Below are 19,429 nucleotides of genomic sequence, written 5' to 3'. Positions count from 1 at the left end.
ATTCCCCTGGTGCGGATGATATGAACGCCACAGAGGAGACTCTGATGCCGGCGTCCGGCCCGTTCATTTCGAGAGTGCCGCCGGTGTTGGCGTTTGTCGGGCAATACCTGCCGCTGCTGCCGTTGCAGCCTGTGCTTGGCGCATGCCTGCATGGAATCCAGAAGCGGCACCCGCAAATCTTCGATCGCCTCGGCACTCACGCCACCAAACGATTTGGACTGGACCCGACAGACTTGCCCTTTGTCTTCGTGCTCGAGCCCGCGCGGGTCAATCCAAAAGTTGTCGCAGTCAGGTCGATGCCGCAGCAGATCGACGTCAGGGTGACGGGGACCATCGCGGCGCTGATTGGCCTCGTGGATGGCTCCTGTGATGGCGACGCGCTGTTCTTTTCCCGGGATATTAAGGTCGAGGGCGATATGGAGGCTGCGGTCGCGTTGCGCAATGCGATCGATGAAGCCGGGATCGACATCGTCGCGGAATCTATCGCCTGGCTGGGGCCGTTGTCGCCCATTGCCGCGCAGTTTCTGCGTGGTGTCATCGGCAGTCCGCCCGGTCAGCAACAAAGCGGGCTGGCAGCAGAGGGGCGGCCATGGAATTGATCTGCCCTGCCGGTACGCCTGCCGCGCTCAGGGCTGCCGTCGATGCGGGCGCGGATGCAGTGTATTGCGGATTTCGCGATGAAACCAACGCGCGTAATTTCCCCGGCCTGAATTTCAGCCCCGAGGAATTGAAGGCCGGAATTTCTTACGCCCACAACCATGGCGTCAGGGTTCTTGTCGCCATCAACACATTCGCGCGGGCGGGATCGCTCGACGTGTGGGAACGCGCGGTAGACGCTGCCACTGACGCCGGGGCGGACGCGCTGATCGTCGCGGATGTCGGAGTTCTCGACTATGCGGTCCGGCATCATCCGTATCAGCGCCTGCATCTGTCGGTCCAGGCGGCGGCGTCCAATCCGGATGCGATTGATTACTACGTGAAGGCATTTGGCGTGCGCCGGGTTGTTCTGCCGCGCGTGCTGAGTGTGCCCGAGATCGCGGCGATCACGCGGGAGGTCAATTGCGAGACGGAAGTCTTCGTCTTCGGCGGTCTTTGCGTGATGGAGGAGGGGCGCTGCTCGCTCTCCTCCTACGCCACGGGAGAATCTCCGAACATGAATGGCGTCTGCTCGCCCGCGAGCCATGTTCATTATCGCGAGCAGGATGGGCAACTGATCTCGCGCCTTGGCGCGTTCACAGTCAACAAGTTCGCTGCGGGAGAGCCTGTCGGATACCCGACGCTTTGCAAGGGCCGTTTTCAGACCGAGCACGGCGCCGGCTATCTTTTCGAGGACCCGGTCAGTCTCGATGCGACATCCATGTTGCCGGACTTGCGAAAGGCAGGCGTGACGGCGCTCAAGATCGAAGGCCGGCAACGTGGCCGCGCCTATATCGAGCGCGTGGTCCGCAGCTTCCGCCAGATTCTCGCGGGACTGGAAAGCGATTTTGCAAGCCCGTCCGGTGATCTTGTCGCCCTCACCGAAGGCCAGTCAACAACGGCAGGAGCCTATCGCAAGAGCTGGCGATGATGTCATCCCCGTCCGCCATTGACGGCGCATTTCATAAGAGGTTGCGTTGATGCAGTTGACCCTTGGGCCTGTGCTCTACAACTGGGCTCCCGATCAGTGGCGGGACTTCTATTTCCGCGTGGCCGAGGAGGCTCCTGTGGATGTGGCCGTCATCGGCGAAATCGTCTGCTCGAAGCGCTCGCCGTTTTTCGCCGAGCATATGCCTGCGGTGATCGAACGGCTCGCGGCCTGCGGCAAGCAGGTAGTTCTTGGATCCTTGATTCTCGTGTCGCTGAAGCGGGAGCGTCAGCAGATGGCGGAACTAGCCGAGAACACCGATTTCATGGTGGAGGCGAACGACCTCACTTGCCTTGGATCGCTCGCGGATCGTCCGCACGCGATCGGACCGTTCGTCAACATCTACAACGAGGCGACGGCATCCTATTTTGCGCGCCGGGGCGCGCAACGAATTTGCTTGCCGCCCGAACTGCCGATGGATTCGATCCGGGCCATCGCGACGGCTCTGCCTGACGTGACGACGGAGGTCTTCGCGTTTGGCCGCGTGCCGCTTGCTATTTCCGCGCGCTGTTATCATGCCCGCCTTCACAAGCTGTCGAAGGACAATTGCCGTTTCGTCTGCGAGAAGGACCCCGATGGATTGGCTGTCGCCACGCTCGACGGTGAGCCGTTCCTCGCCATGAACGGCGTGCAGACCATGTCCCATGCCTGCGCGAATTTGCTCGGAGAGGTGGACGATCTTGCGATGGCCGGTGTCGGCGCGCTTCGCCTGTCGCCGCAGCAATGCGACATGGTTGCGGTGGCTCGGGTCTTCCGGGATGTGATCGACGGTGGCCGGTCCCATGAAGACGGCATGCATGAATTGTCGTGCATCTATCCCGATGTGCCATTCGCGAATGGCTTCGTGCACGGGCAGGCGGGGGCGGTGTTCGTTGCCAATGAGGCAGGCGCGGAGTCGCGTATTCGCGAGCCGCAGATGCGGGACGCCGTACAGTGAAGCGCAACGACGTGGCGCGATGTGGTGAGGAGGCGGTGATGGTTGAGAAGGGCCGTACCTGTGAAGCGCTGGATTTGATCGGGCGATTGCAGACCGTGCTGACGCGCATGGATCTCGACTGCAGTTGCCGCGAGATTCTCAGCGATGCTCTCGAGCGATTCTCCAATCTTGAGGAGCAGCGCCTGTCGAGGCGGTCGCTGCTTCGCGCGCGCGATCACAAAGACCGGATCGACGCCATTCTCATGCTGCTCTCCGAGCTCGATCAACTGACGGAGAACGAGAAGGACCGCACGGTTTTCACGGAAATGGCGCTTCTGTTCGACGAGATCGGCCGATCGGCGGAGGCCGGTGCCGCGGCCTTGCGCGACATCGAGCCGCCGACCCTGAATTGCCCTCGCAATGAGTTGCCGCGCGCGGTCAGCGTGCTCAAACGGTAGCTGCCGGCGTCACACCGCGCGGCTATAGACCGGACCGGGTGCGCCGAGATAGGCGTCGAATGCGGCGGCGACGCTGCGCACGAGGTGGCGTGTGTCATCCTCGACCGAAAGCACAGATCCCTCGATCCGGACGATGCCGTCGGCGATCAGCATGTCCAGGCGGTCGGCCGATCGCAGCAAAGTCTCCGGCCTTGTGCCGTGTCTCGCGCAGACCTGCTGTAGATCGACGCGAAAATCGCACATGATCCGCTCGATGATGTCTGCGCGCAGGCGGTCGTCGGCGCTCAGTGCATAACCCTTGCGGGTCGGAAGGTTGCCGTTACCGATCTGCGTCCGATAGGTCAGGGGCGCGACTTCGTTCTGAACGTAGCCCTGTTCCAGCCGCCCGATTGCGCTTGCGCCGAAGCCGATCAGGATGTCGCTGTCGTCGGTGGTGTAACCCTGAAAATTGCGGTGCAGGTGTCCCGCCGCCTGTGCCGTCGTCAGGCTGTCGGCGGGAAGAGCAAAATGATCGAGGCCGATCTGCCGATAGCCAGCATTGGTCAGGCAATGGGCGATCATGTTGGCCTGAAGGTGGCGCTGCTCTCCATCCGGAAGCGCGGCCTCGTCGATCTTGCGCTGGTGCTTCTTGAACGTCGGGATATGGGCGTAGCCGAAAACCGCGAAGCGGTCGGGGCGAAGCTGCATGCACTTCTGAACGGTATCGAAACATGATGCCACTGTTTGATGCGGCAGGCCGTAGATCAGGTCGAAATTGATGCTGTTGATACCCGCCGCCCGCAATCCTTCAGTCACGGCGGCGGTGTCTTCAAAACTCTGAATGCGGTTGACGGCCTGCTGAACGGCGGGATCGAAGCTCTGGACGCCGAGGCTTGCCCGCGTGATGCCGTTCGCGCCGAGTGCAAGCGACATCTCGCGGGTCAGCCTGCGCGGGTCGATCTCGATGGCGATTTCGGCGTCGGACAGAAAATTGAATTTTTGTCTCAGGACAGTCATGAGGTCCGAGAACTGGTCCGGCGTCATGATCGTTGGCGTTCCGCCGCCAAAATGCACTGCACCGACCTTGAGCCGTTGCCCTATATGGTCCGTCACCCTCTCGATCTCTTGGCTCAATGCTGCGAGATATTCGGCAACGGGCTCATTGCGCCGGACGATGGTGGTGTTGCAGCCGCAATACCAGCACATGGATTGGCAGAACGGAATGTGCAGATAGAGCGACACTGTTTTGCCTTGCGGGATTCCTGCAAGCCATTGGCGGTAAGTGTGTTGCGTGATCGATTCGGAGAAGTAAGGCGCGGTCGGATAGCTGGTGTAGCGCGGCAGACGCTCTTCGCCATACCGATGGTTAAGGTCGGATCGCATCTGGATGGGGGGAAGGGTCATGTGCGATCTCTCCGATGTCAGGATCGCGAAACAGCATTCAGCAAATCCGCCTCGCCCGCTTTGCGTTAACGCAATATCGGTGCTGTTGCGGTGTCTTGCGTGACGGGGCGCAGCTTCAGGACGCGGGGTCGTCGATTAACCGCTGGGGGCGTGCGAAGATGATGAGTTGATCCTTGTCGTCGATGACGATTTCGCGCCCGCGAATCCGCACGCCATGGTCTGTCAGATACGCAAGGTTGCGCGACAGGTTTTCACGCGTGGTACCGATATGCGATGCCAGCGTGCCGCGGTCGAAGGGAATGACGACGTTTCCCTGATGGGTATCTTTCTGGGCTTCAGTCAGTATCCAGTTGGCCAGGCGTTCGACGCTTGACCTGGCCATGTATCCTTTGAGCTTCTTGACCGATCCGCGATACGCGCGTGCAAGCTCTTTCGCGATCACGCGGGCGAAGACGATGTCCTGATCGAAAATCTCGCGGATTCGCTTGGCCGGAATCAGCAGGACACGCGATTCGAGTAACGTCCTTGCCGAACTCAGGTAGGGCTGGTTGCTGATGATGGCCGCGGGAATGAAGGTGGAGACCGGATTAATCAGTGAGATGCCCCATTCTCCGCCACCCTGTTCGGTATAAATTTCGGCAAGGCCGTCGATCAGCACATGCAGAAAATCGGCCTGGGTGTTTTCATGAATCAGGACGACGCCTGCCGGGAATTTCTGCAGCAATGCGGCGTCCAGCAGCCGCTCCATATTTTCCGGACTCATTGCGGAAAACAGTGGAAGCTGTCGAAGCTCTTCGGTTTCATGAGGACGCAATGCCGGCGCTCCGCTTCATCGTGGCCGATAGATGAGGTGTGATGTTTATCAAATTCAAGTATCCCAAACATCACTCATCATGAGGACTGGGTCAAGCTGAACTGCCTCTATTTATATAAGTCAGGGACGATCATTATGGCTTGATCCAACGCAAATCAATTCCATGGCCCGGGCAGCAATCTCCGATCGCAACTGATTTGGAGATGCTCCGTGAGTGGGCCCAATCAAGGTAACGCCGCGCGAGGGCGGGCGCTCTGGCTTTCGACGATCTCGTTCACGGTCTGCTTTGCAGTCTGGACGATCTTCTCCATCATCGGCATCAGCATCAAGCAGAAGCTCGGCCTCAATGAGACCGAGTTCGGCCTGCTGGTCGGCTTGCCGATCCTCAGTGGATCGCTGATCCGCCTCGTTCTCGGCGCGTGGACCGATCAGTATGGCGGGCGCCGCGTCAACACCATCGTGATGCTGGCGGCTGCGGTCGCGACTTATTTCCTCACCTGGGCGCACACCTATCCGCAATTCCTGGTCGCCGCGTTCTTCGTCGGCATCGCGGGCGGCTCCTTCGCGGTCGGCGTCGCCTATGTCTCGCGGTTCTATCCGGCAGGAAAGCAGGGCACTGCGCTCGGCATCTTCGGCGCGGGCAATGTCGGAGCTGCGGTCACCAAGCTGCTCGCTCCGTTCGTCATGGTCGCGTTCGGCTGGCAGGCGGTCGCCGAGGTCTGGGCGGCGGCTCTTGCGGTGATGGCGGTCATCTTCTGGGTCTTCTCGGAGGAAGATCCGGTGATGCGCGAGCGGCGCGCACGCGGCGAGAAGCCGAAGAGCATGTGGCTCGAATTTGCTCCGCTCAAGAACATCCAGGTCTGGCGCTTCTCGCTCTATTACTTCTTTGTGTTCGGCGCGTTCGTGGCGCTCGCGCTGTGGCTGCCGCAATATCTCATCAACGTCTACGGGGTCGATCTGAAGGCCGCCGGCATGATTGCGGCGATGTTCTCCATCCCGGCGTCGATCTTCCGCGCCTATGGCGGGCACCTCGCCGATCGCTACGGCGCGCGGCGGGTGATGTACTGGTCTCTGCTGGTTGGTGTCGCCTGTACGTTCATCCTGTCCTATCCGCCGACGGATTATGTGGTGCGGACCGTGACCGGCTCGGTCGGCTTCCACCTGGAAATGGGCGTGGTGCCGTTCACGGTGACGGTGTTCGTGCTCGGCTTCTTCATGGCGCTGGGCAAGGCGGCGGTGTTCCGTCACATCCCGGTTTACTACCCCAATAATGTCGGCGTGGTCGGCGGCCTTGTCGGCATGATCGGCGGTCTCGGCGGTTTCGTGCTGCCGATTGCCTTCGGTGCGCTGAATGATCTGACCGGGCTATGGACCAGTTGCTTCATGCTGCTGTTCCTCATCGTCACCGTCTCGCTGCTCTGGATGCATCTCGCGGTACGGCAGATGGAGCGCGGTCTTGCCGGCGAGGCGCTGCGGAAGCTGCCGCAATTCCCCGAAATGGAGGAGATCCACAAGCCCGAGCACATCGGCGCGCTGGCAGGCGTCGTGCTCACCGACTGGCGGCCGGAGGATCGCGAGTTCTGGGAAACAAAAGGGCGCGCCATCGCGCGGCGCAATCTGTGGATTTCAATTCCGTCGTTGCTGCTGTCGTTCGCGATCTGGCAGGTCTGGTCGGTGGTGGTGGCGAAGCTGCCATCGGTCGGGTTCAAGTTCACCACGGCCGAGCTGTTCTGGCTGGCGGCGTTGCCGGGCATTTCCGGCGCGGTGCTGCGCATCTTCTACTCGTTCATGGTGCCGATCTTCGGCGGACGGCTGTGGACCACGCTCGCGACATGGTCGCTGATGATCCCGGCGGTCGGAATCGGCTATGCGGTACAGTCGCCTTCGACGCCTTACGTCGTGTTCCTGGCGCTGGCGCTATTGTGCGGCTTAGGTGGCGGCAACTTTGCCTCCTCGATGGCCAACATCTCCTTCTTCTTCCCGCGTGCGGAGAAGGGCAACGCGCTCGCGCTGAACGCCGGCCTCGGCAATCTTGGCGTCAGCGTGGTGCAGTTCGTGGTGCCGCTCGTCATCACCGCCGGCGTGCTCGGCTGGTTCGGCGGCAAGCCGGTGATGGTCGCGGACGGTCCGCATCAGGTGCCGCTGTGGCTGCAGAACGCCGGTTTCGTCTGGGTCCCGTTCATTGCCGCCAGCGCATTCGCCGCGTGGTTCGGCATGAACGACATCGCTTCGGCCAAGGCGTCGTTCGCCGATCAGGCGGTGATCTTCCAGCGCAAGCATAACTGGGTGATGTGCTGGCTCTACACCGGCACGTTCGGCTCGTTCATCGGTTACTCGGCGGGCTTCCCGCTGCTGGCGAAGATTCTGTTCCCGGACGTTCATGTGCTGCCGTTCGTTTTTCTGGGGCCGCTGGTCGGTGCGTTGTCACGCTCGGGCACCGGCTGGATCGCCGACAGGTGGGGTGGCGGCCGTGTCACACTGTGGGTGTTCATCCTGATGATGGCCGGCGTGCTCGGCATCCTTTACTTCACCGGCATCAGGGAGCAGCCCGGTGCGTTCTGGGGCTTTTTCGCGATGTTCCTCCTGATGTTCTTCGTCACCGGCGTCGGCAATGCGTCGACCTTCCAGATGATCCCGAACATCATGCGCAAGGAAATGGATCGCCTGATGCCGGAGGCCGACGCCGCCACGCGCGCGCGTCAGACGGAGAAGGAATCCGCCGCGATTACCGGATTTACCTCGGCGATTGCTGCGTTCGGCGCGTTCTTCATCCCGAAATCGTTCGGCACGTCGATCGACATGACCGGCGGCGTGGAAGCGGCGCTGTGGGGTTTCTTCATCTTCTACGTCACCTGCGTGGCGATCACCTGGGCTGTCTACACCCGCAAGGGCGGCCTGCTTCATGACATCGAGCGGCGTGGCGCAACGGCGGTTGCCCAGCCGGCCCAGTAAGGAGAGGCTGATGAGCCATTTTCTTGACAGGCTTTCGTTCTTCACGAAAACCAGAACCGAATTCGCCGGCGGTCACGGCATCACCACGACGGAAGACAGGTCGTGGGAGGACGGCTACCGCAAGCGCTGGCAGCACGACAAGATCGTGCGCTCCACGCACGGCGTGAACTGCACGGGCTCGTGTTCGTGGAAGGTCTACGTCAAGGGCGGCATCGTCACCTGGGAAACCCAGCAGACCGACTATCCGCGTACGCGGCCCGATCTGCCGAACCACGAGCCGCGCGGCTGTCCGCGCGGCGCGAGCTATAGCTGGTACCTGTATTCCGGCAATCGCGTGAAATATCCACTGGTGCGCTCACGGCTGCTCAAGCTGTGGCGCGCAGCGCGGGCGACGCTGACGCCGGTCGCGGCGTGGAAGTCGATCGTCGAGAATCCGGAAAAGCGCGCCGCTTACACCAAGCGGCGCGGCCTTGGCGGCTTCGTCCGCGCGAACTGGGATGAGGTCAACGAGATCATCGGCGCGGCGAATGCGTACACGGTGAAGGCTCACGGCCCCGACCGCGTGTTCGGCTTCTCGCCGATCCCGGCGATGTCGATGGTCAGCTACGCCTCGGGTGCGCGCTACTTGTCGCTGCTCGGCGGCGTCTGCATGTCGTTCTACGACTGGTACTGCGATTTGCCGCCGGCTTCGCCGCAGACCTGGGGCGAACAGACCGACGTGCCGGAAAGTGCCGACTGGTACAACGCCGGATTCCTGATCCTGTGGGGCTCCAACGTGCCGCAGACGCGCACGCCGGATGCCCATTTCTACACCGAGGCGCGCTACAAGGGCGCCAAGAGCGTGGTGATCTGCCCGGATTATTCCGAGGCGTCGAAATTCGCCGACATGTGGATGTCGCCGAAGCAGGGCACCGATGCGGCGGTGGCGATGGCGATGGGCCATGTCATCCTTCGCGAATTCCACATCGACAGGAAGACGGCGTATTTCGATGACTACATGCGCCGCTACAGCGACATGCCGATGCTGGTGCGGCTGGTGAAGCAGGGCGATCATTACATTCCGGATCGCTTCGTGCGCGCGTCGGATTTCGTCGACGGCCTCAATGAGGCCAACAATCCAGAGTGGAAGACCGTCGCCTATGACGAGGTCAGCGGCGGAATCGTCGCGCCGAACGGCTCGATCGGTTTCCGCTGGGGCGAGAAAGGTAACTGGAATCTCGAGGAGAAGGCGGCGGGCGGCGACACCAGGCTGCGCATGTCGCTGATGGATATTCAGGACGACGTCGCCAAGGTCGGATTCCCGTATTTCGGCAATCGCGAGCATGACCATTTTCGCGGCACCGATCATCCGGGCGTGCTCACGCGCAACATTCCGGTGAAGACGTTGCAGCTTGCCGATGGCGAAACGCTGGTGGCCTCGGTGTTCGATCTGTTCGTCGCCAATTACGGCATTGATCGTGGCCTCGGCGGCGAGAACATCGCCAAGGGTTACGACGAGATCGAGCCCTATACGCCGGCCTGGGCAGAGCAGATCAGCGGCGTGCCGCGCGATCAGATCATCACGGTGGCGCGCGAATTCGCCCGCAATGCCGAGAAGACCCACGGCCGCTCGATGGTGATCGTCGGCGCCGGTCTTAATCACTGGTACCACATGGACATGAACTATCGCGGCATCATCAACATGCTGGTGATGTGCGGATGCGTCGGCCAGTCCGGCGGAGGCTGGTCGCATTATGTCGGTCAGGAAAAGCTGCGGCCGCAGTCCGGCTGGGTGCCGCTCGCTTTCGGTCTCGATTGGAGCAGGCCGCCGCGGCAGATGAACTCGACCTCGGCGTTTTACGCGCACACCGACCAGTGGCGTTACGAGACGCTCGACGTCAAGGACGTGCTGTCGCCGACCGCGCCGATGGGGCCGTGGGATGGCGCGTTGATCGATTACAACGTCCGCGCCGAGCGCATGGGCTGGTTGCCGTCCGCGCCGCAGCTTCAGACCAATCCTCTGGACGTGGCGATGCAGGTAGAGGCATCGGGCATGGAAGCCAAGGACTATGTCGCCAAGGCGCTGAAGTCCGGCGAACTGAAGATGTCCTGCGAAGACCCGGACAATCCGAAGAACTGGCCGCGTAATCTGTTCGTCTGGCGCTCCAACCTGCTCGGTGCGTCGGGCAAGGGGCACGAATATTTCCTCAAGCATTTGCTCGGCACCAGCCACGGCGTGATCGGCAAGGATCTCGGCGATGTCGGCGGCCGCAAGCCGTCCGAGGTGGCTTGGCACGAGGAGGCGCCGGAAGGAAAGCTCGACCTTCTCGTCACGCTCGACTTCCGCATGTCCACCACCTGCATGTACTCGGACATCGTGCTGCCGACCGCGACCTGGTACGAGAAGAACGATCTCAACACCTCGGACATGCATCCTTTCATCCACCCGCTGACTGCCGCGATCGATCCGGTGTGGGAGTCGCGTTCCGACTGGGAAATCTACAAGGGCATCGCGAAGTCGTTCTCGCAGGTCGCGCCTGAGGTGCTTGGCGTCGAGAAAGACGTGGTGCTGACGCCGATCATGCACGACTCGCCCGGCGAGATCGCGCAGCCGTTTGACGTCAAGGATTGGAAGAAAGGCGAGATCGATCCGATCCCCGGCAAGACCATGCCGGCGGTCGCTGTGGTCGAGCGCGACTATCCGAATCTCTACAAGCAGTTCACTTCGCTTGGCCCGCTGATGAGCAAGCTCGGCAATGGCGGCAAAGGCATGAACTGGAACACCGAGCACGAGGTTGCGCTGCTCAAGCGTCTCAACGGGGTCGTGACCGAGGAGGGGCCGAGCAAGGGCCTGCCGAAGATCGACACCGATATCGACGCCTGCGAGGTGCTGCTCTCGCTCGCGCCGGAGACCAATGGCGAGGTTGCGGTGAAGGCGTGGAGTTCGCTCGGCACATTCACCGGCCGCGACCACACCCATCTCGCGATCCCGAAGGAGGACGAGAAGATCCGCTTCCGCGACGTTGTCGCGCAGCCGCGCAAGATCATCTCCTCGCCGATCTGGTCGGGGCTTGAGTCGGAAAGCGTCTGCTACAACGCCTGCTACACCAACGTTCACGAACTGATCCCGTGGCGCACGCTGACCGGCCGTCAGCAGCTCTATCAGGATCATCTGTGGATGCGGGCGTTCGGCGAAGGCTTCTGCGTCTATCGGCCGCCGATCGACACGAAGTCGGTGAAGCCCGTGATCGACCGCAAGCCGAACGGCAACAAGTCGATCGTGCTGAACTTCCTCACGCCGCACCAGAAGTGGGGCATCCACTCGACCTACACCGACAATCTTCTGATGCTTACGCTGTCGCGCGGCGGGCCGATTGTCTGGATCAGCGAGATCGATGCGAAGAGCGCGGGCCTTGTCGATAACGACTGGATCGAGGTGTTCAACACCAACGGCGCGCTGGTAGCGCGTGCGGTGGTGTCGCAGCGCGTCCGTCAGGGCATGTGCATGATGTATCACGCCCAGGAGAAGATCGTGAACATGCCGGGCTCCGAGCAGACCGGCCAGCGCGGTGGCATCCACAACTCGGTGACCCGCGTCGTGCTCAAGCCGACCCATATGATCGGCGGTTATGTGCAGCAGGCCTACGGTTTCAATTACTACGGCACCGTCGGCTCCAACCGCGATGAATTTGTGATCGTCCGCAAGATGACAAAGGTGGATTGGCTGGACGAGCCTGTCGCCGCATCGAGCGCAAGCCTGGAGGCTGCAGAATGAAAATCCGTTCCCAGATCGCCATGGTGCTCAATCTCGACAAGTGCATCGGGTGCCACACCTGCAGCGTGACCTGTAAGAATGTCTGGACCAGCCGCGAAGGCATGGAATACGCATGGTTCAATAACGTCGAAACCAAGCCCGGCATCGGCTATCCGAAGGACTGGGAGAACCAGAAGCGCTGGAAAGGCGGCTGGGTGCGCCGGCGCGACGGTTCGATCGCGCCGCGCATCGGCGGTAAATGGCGGGTGCTGGCGAATATTTTCGCCAACCCCGACCTGCCGGAAATCGACGATTACTACGAGCCCTTCACCTACGATTACGAGCATCTGCAGAACGCGCCGGACATGAAGGCGATGCCGACCGCGCGGCCGCGCTCACTCATATCCGGTGAGCGGCTGGAGAAGATCCAGTGGGGGCCGAACTGGGAGGAAATCCTCGGCGGCGAGTTCGCCAAGCGCTCGAAGGATTACAATTTCGACGGCGTGCAGAAGGACATCTACGGCCAGTTCGAAAACACCTTCATGATGTATCTGCCGCGGTTGTGCGAGCACTGTCTCAACCCGACCTGCGTCGCGTCGTGCCCATCCGGCGCGATCTACAAGCGCGAGGAGGATGGCATCGTCCTGATCGATCAGGACAAGTGCCGCGGCTGGCGCATGTGCGTCTCCGGCTGCCCCTACAAGAAGATCTATTACAACTGGTCGTCGGGCAAATCCGAGAAGTGCATCTTCTGCTATCCGCGCATCGAGGCGGGGCAGCCGACGGTGTGCTCGGAAACCTGTGTCGGCCGCATCCGCTATCTCGGCGTCGTGCTTTACGATGCCGACCGCATCGCAGAAGCCGCCAGCAAGCCGGACGAGCGCGACCTCTATCAGGCGCAGCTCGACGTCTTCCTCGATCCGAACGATCCATCCGTGATCGCCGAAGCCGAGCGTCAGGGCATTCCGCATGCGTGGCTGGAAGCCGCCAAGGCATCGCCGATCTGGAAGATGGCGATGGAATGGAAGGTCGCGTTCCCGCTGCATCCGGAATACCGCACGCTGCCGATGGTCTGGTACGTGCCGCCGCTGTCGCCGATCACTTCGGCGGCGTCGGCCGGCAAGATCGGCCTCGACGGTGAGATGCCCGATGTCCGCTCGCTGCGGATTCCCATGCGTTATCTCGCCAATCTCCTGACCGCGGGGAACGAGGAGCCGGTGGCGCTCGCGCTCGAGCGCATGCTGGCGATGCGCAGCTACATGCGTGCCAAGACGGTGGACGGCGTGATCGACGAGGCCATTGCCAATCGTGTCGGCCTCAAGGGCGCGCAGATCGACGAGATGTACAAGATCATGGCGCTGGCCAATTACGAGGACCGTTTCGTGATCCCGACCGCGCACCGCGAACTCGGTGCCGACGCCTACGACATGCGCGGCTCGTGCGGCTTCTCGTTCGGCAATGGCTGCGGCGGCGGCGAAACCGAGGTCAATCTGTTCGGTTCGCCCCGCAAGACCAAGAACCCGATGGAGGTGGTGTGATGAAGACGTTCAAGGTGTTGTCCGCGCTTCTGACCTATCCTTCGGAAGACCTCGTTGCAGCCGCGCCGCTGTTCGGCGCGGTGCTGGATGATGAGGCGCTGGTGCCGCTCGCCGCGCGCGAGAAGCTCGATGTGCTGCTTGATGAGCTGGCGGCTAGCGATCTCTATGATCTGCAGGAGCGTTATGGCTTGCTGTTCGACCGCAGCCGCTCGCTGGCGCTGCATCTGTTCGAGCATGTTCACGGCGAAAGCCGCGACCGTGGCCAGGCGATGGTCGATCTGAAGACGCTGTATGAGAACGCGGGCTTCTTCATCACCGCGAATGATCTGCCGGATTTCATTCCGCTGTTCCTCGAATTTCTGTCGACCCAGCCGATTGCGGCGGCGCGCGAATTGCTGGGGCAACCCGCGCACATTCTCGCCGCTATCGCCGAGCGGCTGGAGCGCCGCGAATCGAACTACAAGGCTGTCTTTGATGCACTGGTTGCGATTGCCGAGCAGCAGCCCGAGCGCGATGCGGTCGAGGAATTGTTGAAGGGGCCGGACCCAGATCCGATGGACTTCGCAGCGCTCGATGCCGCGTGGGAAGAAGAGGAAGTCAATTTCGGACCCGCCGCGCAGAGCCAATCGTCATGCGGCCGCGACGGATTGCAGTCACGGCTGCGCCACGCCTCGCGCGCCGTCAAATCACCGGCAGCCTGAGAAGGAGGGACAGATGTACACGACGCTCAATTCCATCGCCTTCGGCTGGTATCCGTATCTGTGCGCCATCGTCTGCCTGTTCGGCAGCCTGTTCCGTTTCGACCGTGAGCAATACACATGGCGCAGTGGCTCGAGCCAGTTGCTGCGCCGCCGCCAGTTGATGTGGGGCTCCAACCTGTTTCACATCGGAATTCTGGTGATCTTTGGCGGCCACTTCGTCGGCCTGCTGACGCCGATCTGGGTGTTCGACATGATGGGCATCTCGCACACCTTCAAGCAGATACTGGCGATGACCGCCGGCGGCATCGCCGGTCTGATGTGCCTTGTTGGCATTTCATTGCTCACGCATCGCCGGCTGTTCGATCCGCGAATCCGTGCCAACTCGTCGTTCGGCGACACCGCGATTCTCCTGATCCTGTTCGCGCAGCTTCTGCTCGGCCTAGCCACCATTCCGGTGTCGGCTGGACATCTCGACGGCCATGAGATGGTGAAGTTCATGAACTGGGCGCAGGCCATCGTCACGTTGCAGCCGGATGCTGCGCACTATGTCCTCGACGTGCACCCGATCTTCAAGGCGCATTTGATGCTCGGCATGACGATCTTCCTCGTCTTCCCGTTCACGCGCCTCGTGCATATCTGGAGCGCACCGGTCTGGTACCTCGGCCGCCGCGGCTATCAGGTTGTGCGCAGCCGTCCGGGCAGCGGCCCGGTGCCTGTCGCGGCAACCCGGATGCCCGCCCCGCCGCCGATCCAGCCTGCGGAGTAAAGGCCATGGATTGTTCGGTCTCAACTGCTTTGCCGAAGCCGAAGGCAATCAGCGTCAACGGCGTGGTAATTTCCCGCGAAGCCATCGCGCAGGAGGTGCAGAACCATCCGGCGGACAAGCCGATCCATGCCTGGCAGGCGGCGGCGCGCGCACTCGTGGTGCGCGAACTGCTGTTGCAGGAAGCAGCTCGGCTCGGCATCGAAACCGAGGCGCTGTGCGATCCGGATGGGCGGCGCGAAACCGCCGAGGAAGCCGCGATGCGCGCGCTGGTCGAGCGCGAGGTCAAGACGCCGGAGCCGGATGAGGCGGCCTGCCGCCGCTTCTACGAACAGAACATTCAGCGTTTCCGGCTCGGCGATCTTTACGAGGCCGCCCACATCCTGATCGCCGCGCCACGTGACAACCAGGCGGCACGGGTGGCGGCGCGTGAGCAGGCCGAAACCATTCTCGCGGCGGTGAAGGAAAATCCGGCGGTTTTTGCCGACATGGCATCGAACCATTCGGCGTGTTCGACCTCCGCGGCGGAGGGCGGCCGTCTTGGTCAGATCTCGCGCGGCCAGACCGTGGCTGAATTCGAGGCGGCGCTGGAGCGGATGCAGCCGGGCGAGATGGCGATTGCAGAAACCCGGTACGGCTTCCATGTGGTGCGGCTGGATCGCCGCGCCGAAGGGCAGACGTTGCCGTTCGAACTCGCGAAAGAACGGATCGCGGGTTATCTCGCCACCAGCGTCGAGCATCGTGCGCTCGCGCAATACATCTCGATCCTTGCGGGCCAAGCCGAGATCACGGGTATCTCGCTGGCGGCGACGGACACGCCATTGGTGCAATAGAGGGAGCCCGGCATGCAACTCGGTGAAGTGATACGCGGCTTTGATGACGAAGCGAATGCCGCCGAAGCGCTGGTTGCTTGTGGCGACGTGGCGTTGCTGGCCCGCGTGGATGCCATGACAAGCCGGTTTGGCGAAACCGTCGGTGAGTATGCGTCCGGAGCGGTGCGGCGCTTTTCCAGCCTTGCGGAGAGCGAGGACTGGCTCGGGCTGATGAACGTTCTGGAGCGCGCCAGCGATCCCGGCACGGGATGCCTGACCTACATGGTCGGCTGGTCGCTGAAGCATGACGAAGCGATGGCGGCTGCGCCGGAGGAGGGCGGCCACTCTCATGAAGGTTGCACCTGCGGCGGACATGGAGGCTGCTCATGAACCACATGGATATCGACCGCGACGGACCGGACTCTTTTGTCGGATCGGGAACGCTGGCGCGGATCGGTGTCCTTGTCGTCTCCGACCGCGCGAGCGAAGGCATTTATGAAGACAAGAGCGGGAAGGCCGTCGGCGATTTTCTGAAGAAGGCCATCCGCTCAAACTGGATCATCATTTTCAAGATCGTGCCCGATGGCGCCGAGAGCGTGGCCAGCGCATTGATCGAATTGTCGGACCGTGAAGGCTGCGATCTGGTTCTGACGACGGGCGGCACGGGTCCAGCGCCGCGCGATCTTACGCCTGAAGGCACGCGCATGGTGATCGGCCGCGAACTGGCTGGCTTTGGGGAATTGATGCGGCGGGTCAGCCTGGAGCATGTGCCAACCGCGATTCTATCGCGGCAACTCGCCGGGACGCGCAACCGTTCCTTGATCGTCAATTTGCCGGGGCGCCCGGCGGCTATCGAAGTCTGCCTGAACGCCATTTTTCCAGCCATTCCGTATTGCCTCGAGCTGATCGGGGCGCGCCGAATCGAGGTCGATTCCGATGTGTGCATTGCATTCCGCCCGGGCAATTGAGCCGGTCCAGGACAGCGCGCCGGATATTGGCGCGATCGTCTACGAGAACGACAAATATCCGGATGAGCTGTTCAAATGGATCGTCAGCCAGTGCCAGGCACGCGGTCTGGCACTGGCCGGCGTTCTGCAATACCCGGCATTCGAGGGCGTGGACCCGAGTTGCGATGTGGTGCTGGAAGATCTCGTCAGCGGACGCCGCACGGTGCTGTTCGACGACCGTGGCTCGGGCGCGAGCGGCTGCCGCCTCGATGTCGGAGCCTTGCTCGAAGCCGCGATGGAAATCGAGCGCGGCTTTGAGACCAACCCGTCGCTTCTTGTCCTGAACAAGTTCGGGAAAATAGAGGCGGAGGGAGGCGGCATGTGCGGGGTGATGGCCAAGGCGCTCGAGCGCGGCATCCCTGTCGTGATCGGCGTTCCCGCGCGCAATCTTGAGGCCTGGCGGAATTTCGCAGATGAATTCGCGACCGAGCTGCCGGGGGACATCGATCAGATCGAGCGCTGGCTTGCGAGACTCGGATAGAGCGCCGCCCGGTTTTGGTCACACAAGAGTATTCACGGATGCCGATACACGAAGGTAACGGGCAAATGGCGAGGACGAGCATGGAAACCAAGCATCCGTCGTGGCAGAGCCTGATGCCGCAATCGATCCTGTCGGAAGAATTCCCCAGCGGTTATCCGCGCCGCTGCCTGCACTGTCAGGCGCGGCCGCTCAGCATCTGCGCGGCACTCGATGCGCCCGAGCTTTCCGCCATGGAAAGGCTTGGCCCGGAAACGCACTTTGCGACGAAGGATGCCTTGTTCTCCGAAGACGACAAGGCCCGCCACGTCTTCAACCTGACGCAGGGTGTCGCACGCTTGTATCGGCTGTTGCCGGACGGGCGGCGTCATATTGTCGGGTTTGGCCTGCCGGGCGATTTTCTCGGAGCGACATCCTCCGACCGCTACAGTTTCTCGGCCGATGCCATTACGCCGATTATTGCCTGCCGGTTTTCCCGGGACAAGTTTTTACGGTTTGTCGAATCCAAGCCGAACATCCTGCGAAGCATGAATGAGTTCGAAGTGCGGGAGCTTCATTTGGCCAGAAACCAGATGTTGTTGCTGGGGAGCCATTCGGCAGAGCAGCGGATTGCGCTGTTTCTCATCGGCTGGCGTGATCGGCTTGCGCGATTTGGCGAGATACCGGAGACCCTGCCGCTGCCGATGAAGCGGCGGGACATCGCGGATTTCCTTGGCATGACGATTGAAACAGCCAGCCGCACGTTGCGGCGGCTGGAACGGAAGAAACTCATCGTCAACGTTCCGAGAGGCGTTCGTTTGATGAATGTCGCGCGCGTCGAGGATCTGGCGTGGGCGCGATGATCGTGTTCAGCTATTTCCGCAAAGACGCCGGATATTGATCCACGTCATCTCTGTCGGCGCTTCTTTTCACTATTCGCAGAGCGTGATCCGGCCACCGGTCGCGCGGATGTAACCCTTCGTTTTTTGGACGCGCCGATCGGGGAGTTGCCGGAGCGATCCCGCCTTGGGTGCATGATGACACAGCGTTCGCCGGTGCCGCGGCTCCGGGATTATCAAGGACCCGCCATTCTATCTTACGGATTCCGGCCTTTCTTCCTGCTGGGCGCGGTCTACGCGGGGCTTGCCATTCTGGTCTGGTTGCCGGTGTTTCTCGGCGAATTGACGCTGTGGACCGCGTTCGTTCCGCGCGACTGGCATGTGCATGAAATGCTGTACGGCTATTTGCCGGCGGTCATCACCGGCTTTCTGTTCACGGCGATTCCGAGTTGGACCGGGCGGCTTCCGGTACAGGGCAGGCCGTTGCTTGTGCTGGTCGTCGTGTGGCTGTTGGGACGTTTTTCCGTGACGTGTTCGGCGGGGATCGGCTGGCTCGCGGCCATGCTGATCGACGCCAGTTTTCTTGCGCTGATTGCGGCCGCCACAGGGCGCGAGGTTTTCGCGGGACGGAACTGGCGTAATCTCAAGGTCGTCGTGCTGGTCGTTCTGCTCCTCATCGGGAATATCGCGTTTCATCTTGAGGCGCATGTGTCGGGCGCGGCGGATTACGGCATTCGCGTCGGAATCGCGGTCGTGGTTCTGCTCATCATGCTGATTGGCGGGCGCATCATCCCGAGCTTCACGCGCAACTGGCTGGTGCGCGAAAATCCGGGACGCCTGCCGTCTCCTTTTGCAAAATTCGATACTGCGGTCGTCATCTTCAGCGCTGTGACGCTGCTGGTGTGGGTTGTTCATCGGGACGGCCCTCTTGCCGGCGCCCTGCTTGCGGCGGCCGGTATTCTGCATGTCATTCGCCTCGGCCGGTGGGCAGGGGATCGCACATTCAAGGAGCGCCTCGTTCTCATCCTGCATGTCGGATACGCTTTTATCCCGGCCGGTTTTCTGCTGGCGTCGGCGGCGGCCTTCGATCTTTTTCCCGCAAGCGCGGCCATCCATGCATGGATGGCGGGAGGCGCCGGCGTCATGACCTTGGCGGTGATGACGCGCGCGAGCCTGGGCCATACCGGCCAGCAACTGATGGCTTCGTGGTCGACGCAGGGAATCTATCTGGCCGTCATCATCGCCGCGCTCGCGCGCATCGCCGCGGTCATGGTCCCGGTTTGGAGCGGCGCATTGCTGGATATTGCGGCGTTGGCCTGGGTGATCGCGTTTTTTGGCTTCGCGGTTTTCTATGGACCTTCGCTGATGAGGCCGCGGGCAGCCTCACATCGGGACTGATATCTCTGACGCGCAGGTCACGTATCACGAACTG

General features: G+C 61.9%; 17 protein-coding genes. 15 read left to right on the top strand and 2 right to left on the bottom strand.

Annotated elements, in window-relative coordinates:
• The first annotated feature begins 44 nt into the window (after nt 1-44).
• Genes ubiT through AFIDRAFT_RS02130 form a run of 4 tightly spaced genes read left to right on the top strand, consistent with a single transcriptional unit; the run spans nt 45 to nt 2,998 of the window.
• Nucleotides 45-599 (top strand): ubiquinone anaerobic biosynthesis accessory factor UbiT, encoded by a 555-nt coding sequence (ubiT, locus tag AFIDRAFT_RS02145; protein ID WP_009337383.1) that lies wholly within the window; start codon nt 45-47, stop codon nt 597-599.
• Entirely contained in the window at nt 590-1,567 is a 978-nt protein-coding gene (gene ubiU / locus AFIDRAFT_RS02140; RefSeq protein ID WP_009337382.1) for a ubiquinone anaerobic biosynthesis protein UbiU, read from the top strand. Before ubiT ends, ubiU begins: the two co-directional genes overlap by 10 nt.
• Nucleotides 1,568-1,616: 49 nt before the next feature.
• Nucleotides 1,617-2,561 (top strand): ubiquinone anaerobic biosynthesis protein UbiV, encoded by a 945-nt coding sequence (ubiV, locus tag AFIDRAFT_RS02135; RefSeq protein ID WP_009337381.1) that lies wholly within the window; start codon nt 1,617-1,619, stop codon nt 2,559-2,561.
• A complete protein-coding gene (locus tag AFIDRAFT_RS02130) occupies nt 2,558-2,998 on the top strand; it encodes a hypothetical protein (RefSeq protein WP_245258098.1) in 441 nt (146 codons plus the stop codon). The genes ubiV and AFIDRAFT_RS02130 overlap by 4 nt, the downstream gene beginning before the upstream one ends.
• A gap of 9 nt (nt 2,999-3,007) precedes the next feature.
• Here AFIDRAFT_RS02130 and hemN read toward each other — a convergent pair whose 3' ends face one another.
• The gene (gene hemN / locus AFIDRAFT_RS02125; protein ID WP_040297721.1) at nt 3,008-4,360 is read right to left on the bottom strand and encodes an oxygen-independent coproporphyrinogen III oxidase; all 1,353 of its coding nucleotides are present in this window, start codon (nt 4,358-4,360) and stop codon (nt 3,008-3,010) included.
• A gap of 136 nt (nt 4,361-4,496) precedes the next feature.
• Nucleotides 4,497-5,195 (bottom strand): cyclic nucleotide-binding domain-containing protein, encoded by a 699-nt coding sequence (locus AFIDRAFT_RS02120; protein ID WP_040297720.1) that lies wholly within the window; start codon nt 5,193-5,195, stop codon nt 4,497-4,499.
• 210 nt (nt 5,196-5,405) lie between these two features.
• Here AFIDRAFT_RS02120 and AFIDRAFT_RS02115 point away from each other — a divergent pair, with 210 nt between their 5' ends.
• The 11 genes from AFIDRAFT_RS02115 to AFIDRAFT_RS02065 all read left to right on the top strand — a co-directional run bounded on the left by AFIDRAFT_RS02115 (nt 5,406) and on the right by AFIDRAFT_RS02065 (nt 19,395).
• Nucleotides 5,406-8,147: a nitrate/nitrite transporter gene (locus AFIDRAFT_RS02115; RefSeq protein WP_009337377.1), complete on the top strand. Its 2,742-nt coding sequence runs from the start codon at nt 5,406-5,408 to the stop codon at nt 8,145-8,147.
• Between the two features lie 10 nt (nt 8,148-8,157).
• Entirely contained in the window at nt 8,158-11,901 is a 3,744-nt protein-coding gene (locus AFIDRAFT_RS02110; protein WP_009337376.1) for a nitrate reductase subunit alpha, read from the top strand.
• Nucleotides 11,898-13,418 (top strand): nitrate reductase subunit beta, encoded by a 1,521-nt coding sequence (gene narH / locus AFIDRAFT_RS02105; protein WP_009337375.1) that lies wholly within the window; start codon nt 11,898-11,900, stop codon nt 13,416-13,418. Before AFIDRAFT_RS02110 ends, narH begins: the two co-directional genes overlap by 4 nt.
• Complete coding sequence (narJ, locus tag AFIDRAFT_RS02100) at nt 13,418-14,119, top strand: nitrate reductase molybdenum cofactor assembly chaperone (RefSeq protein ID WP_009337374.1); 702 nt, start codon at nt 13,418-13,420, stop codon at nt 14,117-14,119. Before narH ends, narJ begins: the two co-directional genes overlap by 1 nt.
• 13 nt (nt 14,120-14,132) lie before the next feature.
• Entirely contained in the window at nt 14,133-14,885 is a 753-nt protein-coding gene (gene narI, locus AFIDRAFT_RS02095; RefSeq protein ID WP_009337373.1) for a respiratory nitrate reductase subunit gamma, read from the top strand.
• A gap of 5 nt (nt 14,886-14,890) precedes the next feature.
• Nucleotides 14,891-15,715, top strand: a complete 825-nt coding sequence (locus AFIDRAFT_RS02090) for a peptidylprolyl isomerase (RefSeq protein WP_009337372.1) — start codon at nt 14,891-14,893, stop codon at nt 15,713-15,715.
• Between the two features lie 12 nt (nt 15,716-15,727).
• Complete coding sequence (locus AFIDRAFT_RS02085; protein ID WP_009337359.1) at nt 15,728-16,084, top strand: hypothetical protein; 357 nt, start codon at nt 15,728-15,730, stop codon at nt 16,082-16,084.
• A gap of 5 nt (nt 16,085-16,089) precedes the next feature.
• Nucleotides 16,090-16,662, top strand: coding sequence for a molybdopterin adenylyltransferase (mog, locus tag AFIDRAFT_RS02080; protein WP_048756846.1), 573 nt, complete (start codon nt 16,090-16,092; stop codon nt 16,660-16,662).
• Nucleotides 16,631-17,182 carry a DUF2478 domain-containing protein gene (locus AFIDRAFT_RS02075; RefSeq protein ID WP_009337355.1) on the top strand — a complete coding sequence of 184 codons (552 nt, stop codon included), beginning with the start codon at nt 16,631-16,633 and terminating at the stop codon, nt 17,180-17,182. The genes mog and AFIDRAFT_RS02075 overlap by 32 nt, the downstream gene beginning before the upstream one ends.
• 113 nt (nt 17,183-17,295) lie before the next feature.
• Nucleotides 17,296-18,021, top strand: a complete 726-nt coding sequence (locus AFIDRAFT_RS02070; RefSeq protein WP_040297967.1) for a Crp/Fnr family transcriptional regulator — start codon at nt 17,296-17,298, stop codon at nt 18,019-18,021.
• A 171-nt stretch (nt 18,022-18,192) separates the two neighbouring features.
• Nucleotides 18,193-19,395, top strand: a complete 1,203-nt coding sequence (locus AFIDRAFT_RS02065) for an NnrS family protein (RefSeq protein ID WP_009337351.1) — start codon at nt 18,193-18,195, stop codon at nt 19,393-19,395.
• The last annotated feature ends 34 nt before the right edge of the window (nt 19,396-19,429 follow it).

The sequence above is a fragment of the Afipia sp. 1NLS2 genome (assembly GCF_000178995.1).
GTDB lineage: Bacteria > Pseudomonadota > Alphaproteobacteria > Rhizobiales > Xanthobacteraceae > Afipia.
Note: the sequence above shows the minus strand (reverse complement) of the source record. Positions and strands in the feature narration are given on the sequence as shown.

Bases quoted from the DNA above. Each gene is read 5' to 3' on its own strand.
- ubiT (WP_009337383.1), top strand. From the start codon at position 45: ATGCCGGCGTCCGGCCCGTTCATTTCGAGAGTGCCGCCGGTGTTGGCG.
- narI (WP_009337373.1), top strand. From the start codon at position 14,133: ATGTACACGACGCTCAATTCCATCGCCTTCGGCTGGTATCCGTATCTG.
- hemN (WP_040297721.1), bottom strand. From the start codon at position 4,360: ATGCGATCCGACCTTAACCATCGGTATGGCGAAGAGCGTCTGCCGCGC.
- mog (WP_048756846.1), top strand. From the start codon at position 16,090: ATGGATATCGACCGCGACGGACCGGACTCTTTTGTCGGATCGGGAACG.
- ubiU (WP_009337382.1), top strand. From the start codon at position 590: ATGGAATTGATCTGCCCTGCCGGTACGCCTGCCGCGCTCAGGGCTGCC.
- narH (WP_009337375.1), top strand. From the start codon at position 11,898: ATGAAAATCCGTTCCCAGATCGCCATGGTGCTCAATCTCGACAAGTGC.
- AFIDRAFT_RS02110 (WP_009337376.1), top strand. From the start codon at position 8,158: ATGAGCCATTTTCTTGACAGGCTTTCGTTCTTCACGAAAACCAGAACC.
- narJ (WP_009337374.1), top strand. From the start codon at position 13,418: ATGAAGACGTTCAAGGTGTTGTCCGCGCTTCTGACCTATCCTTCGGAA.
- AFIDRAFT_RS02090 (WP_009337372.1), top strand. From the start codon at position 14,891: ATGGATTGTTCGGTCTCAACTGCTTTGCCGAAGCCGAAGGCAATCAGC.
- AFIDRAFT_RS02085 (WP_009337359.1), top strand. From the start codon at position 15,728: ATGCAACTCGGTGAAGTGATACGCGGCTTTGATGACGAAGCGAATGCC.
- AFIDRAFT_RS02070 (WP_040297967.1), top strand. From the start codon at position 17,296: ATGCCGCAATCGATCCTGTCGGAAGAATTCCCCAGCGGTTATCCGCGC.
- ubiV (WP_009337381.1), top strand. From the start codon at position 1,617: ATGCAGTTGACCCTTGGGCCTGTGCTCTACAACTGGGCTCCCGATCAG.
- AFIDRAFT_RS02075 (WP_009337355.1), top strand. From the start codon at position 16,631: ATGTGTGCATTGCATTCCGCCCGGGCAATTGAGCCGGTCCAGGACAGC.
- AFIDRAFT_RS02065 (WP_009337351.1), top strand. From the start codon at position 18,193: ATGATGACACAGCGTTCGCCGGTGCCGCGGCTCCGGGATTATCAAGGA.